The sequence below is a fragment of the Sphingobium salicis subsp. salicis genome, from assembly GCF_049472635.1.
GTDB classification, from domain to species: domain Bacteria; phylum Pseudomonadota; class Alphaproteobacteria; order Sphingomonadales; family Sphingomonadaceae; genus Sphingobium; species Sphingobium yanoikuyae_A.
The window spans coordinates 2,835,777-2,849,477 of the sequence record NZ_JAYRCS010000001.1 but is presented as its reverse complement, the minus strand read 5'-3'; the positions used below and the strand labels follow the sequence as shown (position 1 = coordinate 2,849,477).

The 13,701-nt window shown below is 66.4% G+C and carries 15 protein-coding genes; 8 read left to right on the top strand and 7 right to left on the bottom strand.

What is annotated here, in order from left to right:
* Position 1: 1 nt before the first annotated feature.
* The 4 genes from VHN57_RS13880 to VHN57_RS13865 are packed head-to-tail and all read right to left on the bottom strand — an operon-like array spanning position 2 to position 3,735.
* Positions 2 to 655 (bottom strand): CpaD family pilus assembly protein, encoded by a 654-nt coding sequence (locus tag VHN57_RS13880; protein ID WP_423284203.1) that lies wholly within the window; start codon positions 653 to 655, stop codon positions 2 to 4.
* 16 nt (positions 656 to 671) lie between these two features.
* Entirely contained in the window at positions 672 to 2,195 is a 1,524-nt protein-coding gene (locus VHN57_RS13875; protein ID WP_423284201.1) for a type II and III secretion system protein family protein, read from the bottom strand.
* A gap of 1 nt (position 2,196) precedes the next feature.
* Positions 2,197 to 3,210, bottom strand: coding sequence for a Flp pilus assembly protein CpaB (cpaB, locus tag VHN57_RS13870; protein WP_278988563.1), 1,014 nt, complete (start codon positions 3,208 to 3,210; stop codon positions 2,197 to 2,199).
* 51 nt (positions 3,211 to 3,261) lie between these two features.
* Positions 3,262 to 3,735: an A24 family peptidase gene (locus VHN57_RS13865; protein WP_010336255.1), complete on the bottom strand. Its 474-nt coding sequence runs from the start codon at positions 3,733 to 3,735 to the stop codon at positions 3,262 to 3,264.
* A 49-nt stretch (positions 3,736 to 3,784) separates the two neighbouring features.
* Here VHN57_RS13865 and VHN57_RS13860 point away from each other — a divergent pair, with 49 nt between their 5' ends.
* Genes VHN57_RS13860 through VHN57_RS13850 form a run of 3 tightly spaced genes read left to right on the top strand, consistent with a single transcriptional unit; the run spans position 3,785 to position 6,036 of the window.
* Positions 3,785 to 4,738, top strand: coding sequence for an alpha/beta fold hydrolase (locus VHN57_RS13860; protein WP_423284199.1), 954 nt, complete (start codon positions 3,785 to 3,787; stop codon positions 4,736 to 4,738).
* Positions 4,735 to 5,838, top strand: coding sequence for an NAD(P)/FAD-dependent oxidoreductase (locus VHN57_RS13855; RefSeq protein ID WP_423284197.1), 1,104 nt, complete (start codon positions 4,735 to 4,737; stop codon positions 5,836 to 5,838). The genes VHN57_RS13860 and VHN57_RS13855 overlap by 4 nt, the downstream gene beginning before the upstream one ends.
* Positions 5,839 to 5,859: 21 nt before the next feature.
* Complete coding sequence (locus tag VHN57_RS13850; RefSeq protein WP_004207987.1) at positions 5,860 to 6,036, top strand: YegP family protein; 177 nt, start codon at positions 5,860 to 5,862, stop codon at positions 6,034 to 6,036.
* 38 nt (positions 6,037 to 6,074) lie between these two features.
* Here the strand turns inward: VHN57_RS13850 and rnhA are convergent, their stop codons facing one another.
* From rnhA to ispH, 3 genes are read right to left on the bottom strand one after another with little or no spacing between them, the layout of a single operon-like run.
* Entirely contained in the window at positions 6,075 to 6,521 is a 447-nt protein-coding gene (gene rnhA, locus VHN57_RS13845) for a ribonuclease HI (protein ID WP_004207986.1), read from the bottom strand.
* Entirely contained in the window at positions 6,518 to 7,495 is a 978-nt protein-coding gene (thrB, locus tag VHN57_RS13840; RefSeq protein ID WP_278985000.1) for a homoserine kinase, read from the bottom strand. Before thrB ends, rnhA begins: the two co-directional genes overlap by 4 nt.
* A 5-nt stretch (positions 7,496 to 7,500) precedes the next feature.
* Entirely contained in the window at positions 7,501 to 8,460 is a 960-nt protein-coding gene (gene ispH, locus VHN57_RS13835; protein ID WP_278984998.1) for a 4-hydroxy-3-methylbut-2-enyl diphosphate reductase, read from the bottom strand.
* 167 nt (positions 8,461 to 8,627) lie between these two features.
* Between ispH and VHN57_RS13830 the strand changes: the two genes are divergently transcribed.
* The 5 genes from VHN57_RS13830 (at position 8,628) to VHN57_RS13810 (ending at position 13,698) form a co-directional block, all read left to right on the top strand.
* Positions 8,628 to 9,236, top strand: a complete 609-nt coding sequence (locus VHN57_RS13830) for a hypothetical protein (RefSeq protein WP_010336260.1) — start codon at positions 8,628 to 8,630, stop codon at positions 9,234 to 9,236.
* Between the two features lie 129 nt (positions 9,237 to 9,365).
* Positions 9,366 to 11,093, top strand: a complete 1,728-nt coding sequence (gene argS, locus VHN57_RS13825) for an arginine--tRNA ligase (RefSeq protein ID WP_278984995.1) — start codon at positions 9,366 to 9,368, stop codon at positions 11,091 to 11,093.
* Positions 11,094 to 11,112: 19 nt separating this feature from the next.
* Positions 11,113 to 11,832: an SPOR domain-containing protein gene (locus VHN57_RS13820; protein ID WP_048938790.1), complete on the top strand. Its 720-nt coding sequence runs from the start codon at positions 11,113 to 11,115 to the stop codon at positions 11,830 to 11,832.
* 55 nt (positions 11,833 to 11,887) lie between these two features.
* Positions 11,888 to 12,898: a beta-N-acetylhexosaminidase gene (gene nagZ / locus VHN57_RS13815; protein ID WP_048938791.1), complete on the top strand. Its 1,011-nt coding sequence runs from the start codon at positions 11,888 to 11,890 to the stop codon at positions 12,896 to 12,898.
* A 17-nt stretch (positions 12,899 to 12,915) separates the two neighbouring features.
* Positions 12,916 to 13,698 carry a segregation and condensation protein A gene (locus VHN57_RS13810; RefSeq protein ID WP_004207978.1) on the top strand — a complete coding sequence of 261 codons (783 nt, stop codon included), beginning with the start codon at positions 12,916 to 12,918 and terminating at the stop codon, positions 13,696 to 13,698.
* Positions 13,699 to 13,701 lie beyond the last annotated feature (3 nt).

Below are 13,701 nucleotides of genomic sequence, written 5' to 3'. Positions count from 1 at the left end.
CTTACTGGCCTCCGTTCGAGAGTTGCTTGAGCTCGCCAGCGCCGGTCGGTGCCTTGTCGCGATAGGTGGAAATGGCGCGGTTCGAGGTGGCTGTGCGCAATTCGCTGTCGCTGCTCTGGCCACGGACCAGATCTTCGGGATCGGCGACCATCGCCGCCAGATTGCTGTTCATGGCGCAGCCGAAATTGGAAGAAGCGCCCAGGCTCATCGGCGACTCGGCCTTGTTCGACCAGTCGGGGCAGCCGGGAACCGATGCGGTGGTGCGGCGCACGACCAGCCGGACACTGCCTTCCGGCGCGGAGCCGGCGGCGGCCGAACTGTCCTGACCCAGCAGCATGCCATGGCGTGCGACGACATTGGCGATATCCTCGCCGAGGTCGGGGCTGTAATAGCCGGCATCGGTGACGATCGCGACCCGATCACCATAGCCAAGCTTGATCGTGGCAAACCAGTCATCGAGGTGCGCGGCTTCGGCGGGGGCAAGGCGCGCGCCGCCGGCCTGCACGTCGAAGGTGTAGCTGGTATAGCTGACCACCGGCTGGTGGACCGAATCCACACCGCGATTGGGGCTGTCGGTCGAGCAGGCCGCGAGCGGCAGCGCCAGCAGGGCAAGGGTGCCGAGGCGGACGAGGGTCTTGCGGGACGTGGAAGTCATGTCTTTCGTCCTTCCGTCAGAAGCTGAAGCCGGGGGTCGCGCCGCCCGACTTGCCGGACGACCGGCTGTCTTCGCGGGCGGCAAGTGCCGGCGCGGCGATCGAAGCCTGTGGGCCGGGTGCGGGTGCCACCGGCGAACCGGGCGCACGGGTCGGCATATTGGGCTGGGCGCCGCTGACGCCGTCATGCATCTGCTCCAGGAACAGGCCCTGCCCGACATTGGCATTGCGGAAGCCATCGGTCGGCAGGCGGATGTCGGACGCGTTGACTGGCTTCACCAGATAGGGGGTGACGACGATCACCAGTTCGGTCTCGCTGCGCTGGAAGCTGCGCGACTTGAACAGGCTGCCCAGGATCGGGACATTGCCCAGGCCCGGCACCTTGTTGATCGTGTTGCCGGTTTCATTGTTGAGCAGGCCCGCGATCATGAAACCCTGACCCGAGCCCAGTTCCACCGTGGTTTCGGCAGTACGGCTCTTGAGCGCGGGAACGGAGCTGTTCACGCTGAAGTCGAGGCTCGACACGGTCGGGCGGACGCGCAGCGAGATGCGGCCATCGGCCAGCACCGTCGGGGTGAAGGCCAGTTGCACGCCATATTGCTTGAACTGGATGCTGTTGCCCGACGACGGGCCGTTGTTGACCGTGTAGGGATATTCGCCGCCGGCCAGGAAGCTGGCGGTTTCGCCCGACAAGGCAGTCAGGTTCGGCTGGGCCAAAGTCGTCGCGAGACCGCTGGTTTCTGCAAGGTCAAGTGCGCCGGCAATGTCCATGCCGAACAGCCGGGCAACGCCGCCGAGGCTGTAGGAGCCATCGGTCGGATTGTTGAAGGTCCAGCTGTTGTTGGCGCTGTCATAGCTCGCGAAGTCGCGTGAGCCGCCGCCGATATTGCCCGCGACCTTGCCGCCGCTGCGATCTGCGCTGGCGAAGTTCGTGCCGATCTTGTGGCCGACATCCTTGCTGACTTCGGCGATCTTGACCTGCAGCATGACCTGAAGCGGGGTCGCCATCAGCAGGCGGCTGACGACGGTCGTTTCCTTGCCGACAAAGGCCTGGGTCAGGCGTTCGGCCTCGGCTGCGTCCTCGGGCGCCTTGATCGTGCCGGTCAGCAGCACCATGCCGTTCATCTTGTTGACGGCGATATTGGCACCCGGCATCGCTAGGCGCAGCATGTCGTCGATGGTGGTCAGGTTGTTGCCGACGCGGACCGTGCCGGAAAACAGCACCTTGCCATTGCCGGCCGTCACGAAGACGGTGGTTTCGCCTGGCTTCTTGGCGATCAGGTAAAGCTGGTTGTTCGAGCGGACATGGACATCGACGACATCGGGATTGGCGATGACGACGTCCGACATCTTGGCCGGCAGATTGACGACCTTGCTGCCGCCGACCGACATCAGGATCGCATTGTCCTGATCGGCTGCGGGGGCGGCGTTGAGGGCGGTGGTCGGCGCGGCGACCATGGCAAGCGCCAGGCCGAGCGCGATCGCCGGGGCGGCAAGCGGACGGGCCGCCTTGTGCCGCGCGAGCATCTGGTAAGCGTTCATCTTACTTCCCCCCGACCGGAACTTCGGTCACATTGGTGCCGCGGGCGATGCGGACGGTCGGCCCCTTGAATTCGGCCGTGCCGACCGGTGCGCCACCCGGAGCTGCCATCGCGGGCATGGTCGCATCAGGCTTGGCCGGGACGCTGCTGCGCTGGTAGCGCGACACGTCGGCGCCCGTGGAATAGGTGGAGCCGCGATCGACCGGGCGGGCCGCGATCTTGGCAATGATCGACTTTTCCGAACCCGGATTGCTGCCATCGGGCAGATCGACGTCGGAACCGGCAATGGCGGCGTCAAGGTCCGATGCGGTGTCGGCGATCGAGCGCAGCGACAGCGACAGCGAGCCGATGGTCTGCGACACGGCGAGCTTTTCCGCGATCTTGGGCGTCACTTCGACCGTGACGTTGGAATAGGTCTGGACGACGGGCTTGCCATCGGGACCCATGGCGTCGGTCCGCTGGTCGGTGGCGAGCACGCGCAGGTTGCGCAGGATCGTTTCCGAAACCTTGAGCGGGGCGCCATCGCCGCCGCCGGAAACCGTCTGGGTCAGCACCAGGTCGATGCGGTCGCCAGGGAAGACGAAGCCGGCAACCGCATTCTGAGCCGAGACCGGCACGGTGACGGCGCGCATGCCGGGGCCGAGGGCCGCGGCCAGGAAGCCACGGTCACCCGGACGGATGACGGCGCCCTGGGTCAGCGGCTGGCCGGCGGTGATCGCGTTGCGCACGACGCTGCCTGCAAGCTTGAGCGGATCGGCCTGTCCCTTGAGATAATAGGCGGCCTCGATCAGATCCTTGGGCCAGGGCTGGAAGCGGAAGCTTTCCGCGTCCAAAATGGTCCCCACCGGCAGGGCCTTGGTCGCCACCAGAACATGCGGCTGGTCCGCCTCGTTCGGCATTGCGGCCGCGTTCACCTGCGGCGTAGATGAAGAACTCAGCATGCTGCGCGCAAGCAAAGCTGTAGTGACCGCTATGATTAGCGCCCCCACCAGCAGCACGATCTTCTTAGCATCCATGACGAAACTCGCCTTTCTCAAATGGGCGGCCTGCCCCCAGGGGCCCAATCATCACGCAAATTGGTTAAGATATCGTTCGCCAAGTAACCAAAGGGCGGCGATCGATATGGCTACGCCGTAGGGTATTTCGGGTTGGCCCTGCTTCCGGCGGAGGCGATGGTGGATCACCGTGACGATCGTCACGGCCCCGCCCAGAATCGCCATCAGCGTCAACAGGGTCAGCACCGCCTGCCACGGAAACCACAGCGCCAGCGCGCCGAGCAGCTTCACATCGCCCCCGCCCATCATGCCGAACGCGAACAGCGCGGCGAACAGGACGAAAACCAGCAGGCCGACCAGCAACTGCACCGCCATGCCCGGCCAGAGCGGCAAGCCGCAGGCGATCCACCATAGTGGCGCCAGGGCGGCGACGCCCAGGTTCAGCCGGTTGGAGATTATGCGCGCGCGCAGGTCCGTGATCGCGGCTGCGATCAGCAGAATGCCCAGTGCGGCGATCAGCGCCAGTCTGAAATATTCCCCCAACATGAGGGTCAGGCACTAGACCATATGGCTTACCAAACCGTAACCATGGCCCATGGATTCGCCGATCTTCCCGTCGCCCGCCCTTGACCGTCGCGCCTGGCCAATGGGTGGCCAGCTGGATTATTGGCAGGCCCCCGACGGCTGGCCGATCCGTCGCTATCAGCTGGGCGCTGGCACCCGTGGCCGGATGCTGATCCTCAACGGTCGTGGCGACATGATCGAGAAATATCTGGAGGTGATACACCACTGGGCGCAGCGCGGCTGGGCTGTGACCAGCTTCGACTGGCGCGGGCAGGGTGGGTCGGGCCGGCTGACCGATGATCCGCTGTGCGGCCATATCGACGACTTCGCCCAGTGGATTGGCGATTTGCGCGCGCTTTCAAATGATTGGCGCGCGGAGGGCCGTGGCCCGACAGTCATGCTGGGCCACAGCATGGGCGGGCATATGCTGTTGCGGGCGCTGGCAGAGGGACTGCCCGAGCCCGATGCGGCCGTGGCGGTGGCGCCGATGCTGGGGCTGCATACCGCCCCGCTGCCGCGCTGGCTGGCGGTGGCGATCGCCAATGTCATGTGTGCGATCGGCCAGGGGGAAAAGCGGGCCTGGACGCAGAAGGAAGAGAGCGAGCGGCAACGCCAGATGCGACAGAAGCGGCTGACCCATGACCCCGATCGCTATGCCGATGAAATTTGGTGGCGGGACCATAGTCGGGACATCGCGCTGGGGCCACCGAGCTGGAACTGGGTGCGGCTCGCGCTCGAGTCGACTCGCGCCTTGGGGGCGGGAAACGGGCCGGAGCGAATCGCGGTGCCGACCTTGGTCCTGGCCGCCTGTCGCGACCAACTGGTATCGACGCCGGCCATCCGGCGGATCGTGGCGCGCTTGCCCGATGCCCGCCTGCATGTCTATGGGCGCGAGGCCGCGCATGAAATCCTGCGCGAGCTCGACCCGGTGCGGCTCGATGCGCTGGGGCGGATCGACCGTTTCCTGGATGAGGTTGCCCGTTGAACAGACCCGATATCGTGATTGTCGGTGGCGGGATCGCGGGCGCCAGCCTGGGCGCGGCGCTGGCGGAAACGGCGCGGGTGCTGATCCTGGAGATGGAGGACAGCGCCGGCTATCATGCGACCGGACGATCGGTCGCCTTCTGGGAAGAAACCTATGGCGGGCCGGTGGTCCAGCCGCTGACCACGGCCTCGGGCGGGCTGCTGGAGTCGCCCGATCCCGATTTCTTCGATGGTTCCTTTTTGTCGCCGCGCCGCACGCTGCATATCGGCCGGGCCGGGGATGAGGGGCTGCGCGACGCGCTGCTGGCCGATTTTGCCGGGGCGGTCGAATTGCAGCCGGTGGCGCCGGCGAGCCTGGTGCCGGGGTTGCGGCCCGAATGGATGCTGGGCGTGCTGGAACCGAGTTGCCGCGACATCGATGTCGGGGCGCTGCATCAGGCCTATCTGCGCCGGTTCCGCAGGCTGGGCGGCGAAATGCGGCTGGGGGCAAGGCTGGAGCGCGCCGAACGACAGGGCGATGGCTGGCGGATCGAGACCCGTGACGGGCCGATCGAATGCGGCCTGCTGGTCAATGCCGCCGGGGCTTGGGCGGATGATGTCGCCACGGCCTGCGGTGTCGCGCCGGTCGGCATCACGCCCTATCGCCGGACGGTGGTGCAGCTGCGGCTGGAGGATATGCCGGCCGACGAGATGCCGCTGGTGATGGACATGCAGGGCGGCTTCTATTTCAAGCCGGAGGGGCAGGGGCGGATCTGGCTGACGCCGCATGACGAGGTCGCCTCGCCCCCCTGCGACGCTGCGCCCGAGGAACTGGCGATCGCGCAGGCCATCGACCGGTTCCAGGCGGCGGTCGACTGGCGGATCGCGGCGGTCGAACGCAAATGGGCCGGCCTGCGCAGCTTCGCGCCGGACCGCGTGCCGGTCTATGGCTTCGAGCCGGCGGTCGAGGGTTTCTTCTGGTTCGCCGGGCAGGGCGGTTTCGGCATCCAGACCGCCCCGGCGGCCGCGCTGCTGGGTGCCAGCATGTTGACCGGCGCGCCCATGCCACGGGCGATTGCCAGCCTCGATATCGCTGCTTATGCTCCCCAACGGTTTCGATAGCGCAACCAGCAGGAGAGCATGATGGCGCACAAGTTCGTGATCGAGAAGAACAAGGCCGGCGAGTTCGTGGCCAAGTTCAAATATAATGCCGAGATCATCTTCTGGACCGAGGGCTACAGCTCCAAGGCGAGCGCGAAGAATGCGATCGAGTCGATCCTGAAGAACGGCCCCGGCGCGCCGATCGAAGAAGCCGAATAAGCTGCGCGGTGCGGGGAGGGTAACCTCCCCGTCCGTCCCTATTTGCGGAAGCTTTCCGCCGCGGCGCAGGCCAGCGCGTCGGCCCGCTCATTTTCCGGGTGGCCGGCATGGCCCTTGACCCATTGCCATGTCAGCTTGTGCCGGGCGGCGGCCTTCACCAGTTCCTGCCAGATCTCGACATTCTTGACCGGCTTGTTGTCGGCCGTCTTCCAGCCGCGCTTCTGCCAGCCGAAGATCCATTTGGTGATGCCGTCCATGACATATTTGCTGTCGGTGTAGAGCGTCACCTGGCACGGCTTCTTGAGCGTGTTGAGCGCCTCGACCGCGGCCATCATCTCCATGCGGTTATTGGTGGTCATCGCCTCGCCGCCGGAGATTTCCTTCTCCTGGTCGCCAAAACGCAGCACGGCGCCCCAGCCGCCAGGGCCAGGATTGCCCTTGCACGCGCCGTCGGTGAAAATCTGGACTTGCGGCAGGTCGCTCATGCGCCGAGCAGCTCCGCCGGATCGGCCTTGGCGTAGAAATCCATGCGGCGCAGATAGGCGAGTGGATCCTTGCGGGTCACCAGTGCATCGGCGGGCGTGTTGATCCAGTCATAGGCGCGGGTCAGCAGGAAGCGCAGCGCCGCGCCGCGGCACAGGATCGGGAAGGCGGCCCGTTCCGCATCGGTCAGGCCATGGGCAGCGGCATAGCCTGCGCCGATCGCGGCAGCGCGGTCGCCAAACCAGGTGGCGCCGTCATTGCTGAAACACCAGGCGCTGTGGGTGACGGCCAGGTCATAGGCGCGAATGTCGGTGCAGCTGAAATAGAAGTCGATGAGGCCGGTGACTTCATCGCCCAGCATCAGGACATTGTCCGGGAACAGGTCGGCATGGATCACCGAACGCGGCAGATCGGCGGGCCAGTGGGCGTCGAGAAAGGCCAGTTCCTCCGCCACGCGGGCGCCAAGGCCCGGTGCGATCTGGTCGAAATCATCGCCGCATTTGGCGGCCAGCGCATGCCAGCCATCCTTGTCGAGTGCATTGCGGCGCTCGCCGGCAAAACCCTGCGCTGCCTTGTGCAGTTCACCCAGCGCCACGCCGCAGGCGCGTGCCTGGGCCGGGGTCGGTTCGGTCACGGAAATGCCGGTCAGAAACTCGATCAGGCAGGCCGGGCGCCCGCCCAGCTGTTGCAGCCGCTTGCCATCGGTATCGGCGATGAAGCGCGGCACCAGGCAGCCGCGCGCGCCCAGATGGTCGAGCAGGTCCATGAAGAAGGGCAGGTCCGCTTCATCTACCCGCTTTTCATAGAGGGTCAGGATATAGCGGTGGCCGCTTCCGTCATGGCCTGTGGTTTCGAGCAGGTAGTTGCTGTTTTCCACCCCTTCGGCGATGCCCTTGGCGGACACCAGCCGACCGGCATCATAGCGGGTGAGGAAGGCGTCAATCTCTTCGGCGGGAACGTGCGTATAAACGGCCATGGGGGTTATGCGACCTCCAGTCCGCGCGGCAGCTTGAAGGAGATATTCTCCTGCGCGGTTTCCACCTGTTCCTCGGTCACGGCAAAGCGCTCGGCGATCCGGTCGACGACTTCGCGCACCAATATTTCGGGCGCGGAGGCGCCGGCGGTGAGGCCGAGTGTCGTCACGCCCTCCAGCCAGGCGAAGTCGATCTCCTCGGCGCGCTGGATCAGGCGGGCGGGGGTGCCCTCGCGCTCGGCGACCTCGACCAGGCGCAGCGAGTTGGAGCTATTGGGCGCGCCGATCACATAGACGGCGTCGCAGCGGGCGGCGATCGCCTTTACCGCCGTCTGGCGGTTGGACGTCGCGTAGCAGATATCCTCGCCCTTGGGTGCGATGATCGAGGGGAAGCGGCGCTCCAGTGTGGCGACGATCGCGGCGGTGTCGTCGACCGACAGGGTCGTCTGGGTCAGGAAAGCCAGATTGTCGGCGTCGCTGGGGGCCAGCGCCTCGGCATCCTCGACCGTTTCGATCAGCGTCATCGTCCCCTCGGGCACCTGGCCGAAGGTGCCGATCACCTCCGGATGGCCCTTGTGGCCGATGAACAGGATGTGGCGGCCGGCGGTCACCATGCGTTCGGCCTGGCGATGCACCTTGCTGACCAGCGGGCAGGTGGCGTCGAGATAGTCGAGGCCGCGCTCCTCCGCCTTGGCCGGCACCGCCTTGGGCACGCCATGGGCGGAAAAGACGACCGGCACGCCGTCGGGCACCTGGTCCAGTTCCTCGACGAAGATCGCGCCCTTGGCCTTCAGGCTGTCGACCACGAACTTGTTGTGGACGATTTCATGGCGGACATAGACCGGCGCGCCATATTTCTCGATCGCGCGCTCGACGATGATGATGGCGCGGTCGACACCGGCACAGAAGCCGCGCGGGGCAGCGATCAACAGGGTCATCGGCGGGCGAGGGGCGGGGCTCTGCGTCATGGGCGCGGCTTAGGGCAATGTCGCGCCCGAAGGAAGGGCCAACGCAAATCACCGCGCTTTGTGTTGCGTGGGCGGCGGGGGATGGATAAGGAAGCCGGACGCCTCTGTCCAAGGGGCATGCTGAGGAATTGCTGCCTGTGACATTGTCCCGAATTGCGTTGACCGGAATGCTCGCCCTTGCCCTTGCCGGCTGTTCTCGCCGGGGGGAAATCGACCCGACGGGCGGTATCGTCACGGTGCGTTCGGCTTGCCCGGTGGCTGCAATCCCGGCCTATACCGGTGACGTTACCCTGTTCAATCCGGCCCAGAGCCGCGATGCTTCCGCGATCGACGTGGTGGCGAACATCACCGATCTGCGCTCGACCTGTTCCGATGGTGCTCAGCTTTATACCCAGGCGACCTTCGTGGTGAATGCGCGTCGCAACGACGCCAGCGCCGCGCGCCAGGTGACCTTGCCCTATTTCTCGGCGATCGTGCGCGGCGGCAGCGCCGTCGTCGCCAAGCGGATCGGCCAGGTGACGCTGAACTTCGCGCCGGGCGAATATCGCGCGACCGCGACCGCGACGGCCGGCTCCTATGTCGACAAGGCGTCGGCGACGCTGCCGCCCGAGATTCAGCAGAAGATCACGCAGAAGCGCAAGGCAGGCGACGCGGATGCCGCGATCGACCCCTTCGCCCAGCCGGACGTCAAGGCGGCGCTGCAGCGAACCAGCTTCGAGCTGCTCGTGGGTTTCAACCTGACCCAGGATCAGCTCAAATATAACGCGACCCGTTAAGCCCGTTGATTTGTTTCCGTTCGGGCTGAGCGAAGTCGAAGCCCGCCACTGAGCGAAGCGAAGTGCTTCACTCCGTTCAGCCTGGCCCTTCGACTTCGCTCAGGGCGAACGGAGTTGAAGGAAATGCCCGTGTCCCTTTACACCCGTTTCACCGCCCATCTCGATGCCGTGCTCGACGCGCTGGAGGCCGAAGGCACGCTGCCCGCCGGGCTCAACCGCAAGCCGGTGACGGTGGAGCCGCCGCGCGATCCCAGCCATGGCGACCTGGCCACCAATGCCGCGATGGTGCTGGCCAAGCCCGCCGGCACCAATCCGCGCGCGCTGGCCGACGCGATCGTGACCAAGCTGCAGGCGCTGGACGAGGTGGAGGCAGCCAGCATCGCCGGCCCCGGCTTCATCAACCTGACCCTGACCGACCCGACCTGGCGGGCGGAACTCGCGGCGATCCATGCCGAGGCCGCCGACTATGGCCGGTCCGATTTCGGCGCGGGCACGACCGTGAACGTCGAATATGTCTCGGCCAATCCCACCGGTCCCATGCATATGGGCCATTGCCGCGGCGCCGTGGTGGGCGACGCGCTCGCCACCCTGCTGGAATATGCCGGGCACAAGGTGATCCGCGAATATTATATCAATGATGCCGGCGGCCAGGTCGACGTGCTCGCCCGTTCCGCGCATGTCCGCTACCGCGAAGCGCTGGGCGAGGATGTCGGCGCGATCCCCGAAGGGCTTTATCCGGGCGATTATCTGGTGCCGGTGGGTCAGGCGCTGGCCGCCGAATATGGCGACAAGTTCGTTGGCGCGCCGGAAGGCGACTGGCTGGTCCTGTTCCGCACCTTTGCCGTGGCAAAGATGATGGACATGATCCGCAGCGATCTCGCGCTGCTGGGCATCCATCATGACATTTTCTCATCGGAGGCCGAACTGCAGGCGGCAGGCAAGCCGGCCGAGGCCGAGGCCTGGCTGCGCGCCCATGACCTGGTCTATGACGGCGTGCTGGAAGCGCCCAAGGGCGAACTGCCCGACGATTGGGAGCCGGTGGAATTGCCGCTGTTCCGTTCGACCAAGTTCGGCGACGACCAGGATCGGCCGATCAAGAAGTCGAATGGCAGCTGGACCTATTTCGGCGCCGACATGGCCTATCATTTCCAGAAGGCGCAGACCGCCGATCAGCTGATCGACATCTGGGGCGCGGACCATGCCGGCACGGTGAAGCGCATCCAGGCCGCCGTCGCCGCCCTGACCGAGGGCAAGGCGCGGTTCGACGTGAAGCTCATCCAGATGGTCCGCCTGCTGCGCGATGGCGAACCGGTGAAGATGTCCAAGCGCGCCGGCAATTTCGTGACGCTGGCCGATGTCGTGCGCGAAGTGGGCAAGGATGTCGTCCGCTTCACCATGCTGACGCGTAAGGCCGATGCCCAGATGGACTTCGATTTCGCCAAGGTGGTGGAAGCTTCGAAGGACAATCCGGTCTTCTATGTGCAATATGCCCATGCCCGCATTTCCTCGCTCGGCCGCCGTGCAGAGGAGGCCGGGATCGACCTTCCCGCGCCTGACCTGTCCCTGCTTGGGACGGCGGAGCTGAGCCTGGTGAAGCTGGCAGCGCAGTTCCCGCGCGTCGTCGAAGGATCGGCGCAGGCTCGCGAACCGCATCGTATTGCCTTCTATCTCAATGACTTGGCTTCGGCATTCCATGGCTGGTGGAATATGGGCAATGATGATCCGCGCGCGCGCGTGGTGCTGGCGGACGATCCGGCGCTCACCTCGGCCCGGCTTTTCTTGAGCCGCGGAATCGGGCAGATCATCCGCAACGGCCTTGCCCTGATGGGCGTGGTCGCGCTGACCGAAATGCAGTGAGCCGAGCGGAGTTTCGATAATGGGTGACTATGCACGTGGGCGACTTGACCTCGATGACGAGGACCGGCTGCCCTGGCTGGAGCCTGCGCTCGACGAGGCGGATGAGGAGCGGATTTCGCCGCTGCGCCTGCTGGGCCTCATCATCCTGGGGCTGGTGCTGATCGGCGCTGTGGTCGCGGGCATGTGGTGGCTGCAGAACCGCAACGACGGCGGCGCGGGCGAGGGGCAGCTGATCGCCGCGCCGCAGGGCGACTACAAGATCGCGGCCAAGGAAGCGGACGCCAAGAAGTTCCAGGGCGAGGGCGATGCCAGCTTCGCCGCGAGCGAGGGCGTGGCCCGCGATGGCCAGATCGATCCGAGCCGCGTGCCCGAGGCGCCGATCACCCCGACCGGCGCTGCCCCCGCAGGCACCAAGCCCGCTGTTCCGGCCAAGCCGGCGCAGAGCGTCACCGCCAAGGTCGAGGACGAGACCAGGGCCGCGCCCAAGGCAGCCGCGCCCAAGGCGGCTGGCAGCGGCGTCATCCAGCTGGGCGCCTATGGCAGTGCGTCGGGCGCCAAGGATGCCTGGGGCCGCCTGTCGAAGCGCTTTGCCTATCTGGCGCCGCTCGCCATGTCGGTCGAGCCGGCCGAAGTGGGCGGCAGCACCGTCTATCGTCTGCGCGCCAGCGCCGGCGGGCAGGCGGGCACCGTTTGCGGCAAGCTGAAGGTCGCGGGCGAAAGCTGCATCATCGTCAATTGACCCAAACAGGGCGCGGGCGTCGACAGCCCGCGCCTTAGTCATTAGCATCGGCGTCATGAAACCCGTCATCTTCGGCCTATCCGGCGAAACCCTGACCGCCGACGAGCGCGCCTTCTTTGCCGAGGCGCAGCCGGCCGGCTATATCTTGTTCAAGCGCAACATCGCCGATCGCGCGCAGGTGCGGGCGCTGACCGACGAACTGCGCGCGCTGCACGGGCGCGACGACCTGCTGATCATGATCGATCAGGAGGGCGGCCGGGTCGCGCGGATGCAGGCGCCGGTCTGGCCCAGCTTTCCCGCCGGCGCGGTGTTCGATCATCTCTATGACATTGCGCCGTCCAGCGCGATCGCGGCGGCGCGGGCCAATGCGCGGGCTCTGGCGCTGATGCTGGCGGAGGTTGGCATCACGGTCGATGCGCTGCCGCTGCTGGACGTGCGGCAGGCGGGCGCAAGCGACATCATGGGCGACCGGACGCTGGGCGCCGAACCGATGCGCGTCGCGGCGCTTGGTCGCGCCGTGATCGAGGGGCTGGCCGACGGCAATGTGGTGGGCATCGTCAAGCATATGCCCGGCCATGGCCGCGCGCTGGTCGACAGCCATCTGGAACTGCCGGTCGTCCATGCCGGGACGGAGGAACTGGACACCGACCTGGCGCCGTTCCGCGCGCTCAAGGACGCACCGATGGGCATGACGGCCCATGTCGTCTACACCGCCTGGGATGCCGATCGGCCGGCCAGCCTGTCGCCGATCGTGATCGAGGAGATTATTCGCCAGCGCATCGGCTTTGACGGGCTGCTGATGTCCGACGATCTCGACATGAAGGCGCTCAAGGGCTCGATTCCGGAACTGGCCGCCGGCGTGGTCGCGGCCGGGTGCGACCTGGCGCTCAATTGCTGGGGGCGGATGGACGATATGGTCGGCATCGCCAATCTGCTGCCGGAGATCACGCCGGCGGCGCAGGCGCGGCTCGATCGGGCGATGGGCTCGGCCCATGTCGCCGACCTGCCGCCGTTCGAGGAGTTGCTGGCGACCCGCGACACGTTGCTGGCGCTGGTTCCGGCCTGATCGCGGACGCGGGGGCGATGGACGATCTCTTCACCGCCCCGGCCGCGACGCCCGCCGAGGTCCTGACCGTCAGCTTCGAAAGCTGGGAGGGGCCGCTCGACCTGTTGCTGGCGCTGGCGCGGACGCAGAAGGTCGACCTGCGCGAAATCTCCATCCTGGCGCTGGTCGAGCAATATCTGGCCTATGTAGATGGCGCGCGGCAGCTGAAGCTGGAACTGGCGGCCGACTATCTGGTGATGGCGGCGTGGCTCGCCTATCTCAAATCGGCGATGCTGCTGCCCAAGGAAGCGCAGCCCGAGCCCAGTCCCGAGGAAATGGCGCTGCGGCTGCAATTGCGGCTGCAACGGCTGCACGCCATGCGCGAGGCCGGCGCGCGACTGATGGCCGGCGATCGAATCGGGCGCGACGTGTTCGTCCGCCCCCGGCCCGAGGGGCTGCACATGGTGCGGCGGGCGAAGTGGAGCGCCAGCCTTTATGATCTGATCCAGGCCTATGGCCAGATCCGCGCGCGTAACCAGCCGGTGGTGCATATGGTTGCGGTGCGGCCGGTGATGACCCTCGACGAGGCGATCCAGCGGGTGAGTGCGCTGGTCGGATCGGCGCTCGACTGGACGACCCTGGAATCCTTCCTGCCCGACGATCGCGACGGACCGATGGCGAAATCGGCGCTGGCCAGCAGCTTCGTGGCGATGCTGGAACTGGCCAAGCAGGGGCGGGTGGACATAAGGCAGGACGGAATATTCGAGCCGATCTATCTGCGGGCGGCGCTGTCGGGCGATCAATGGGAGCAGTTGCGGTGATCC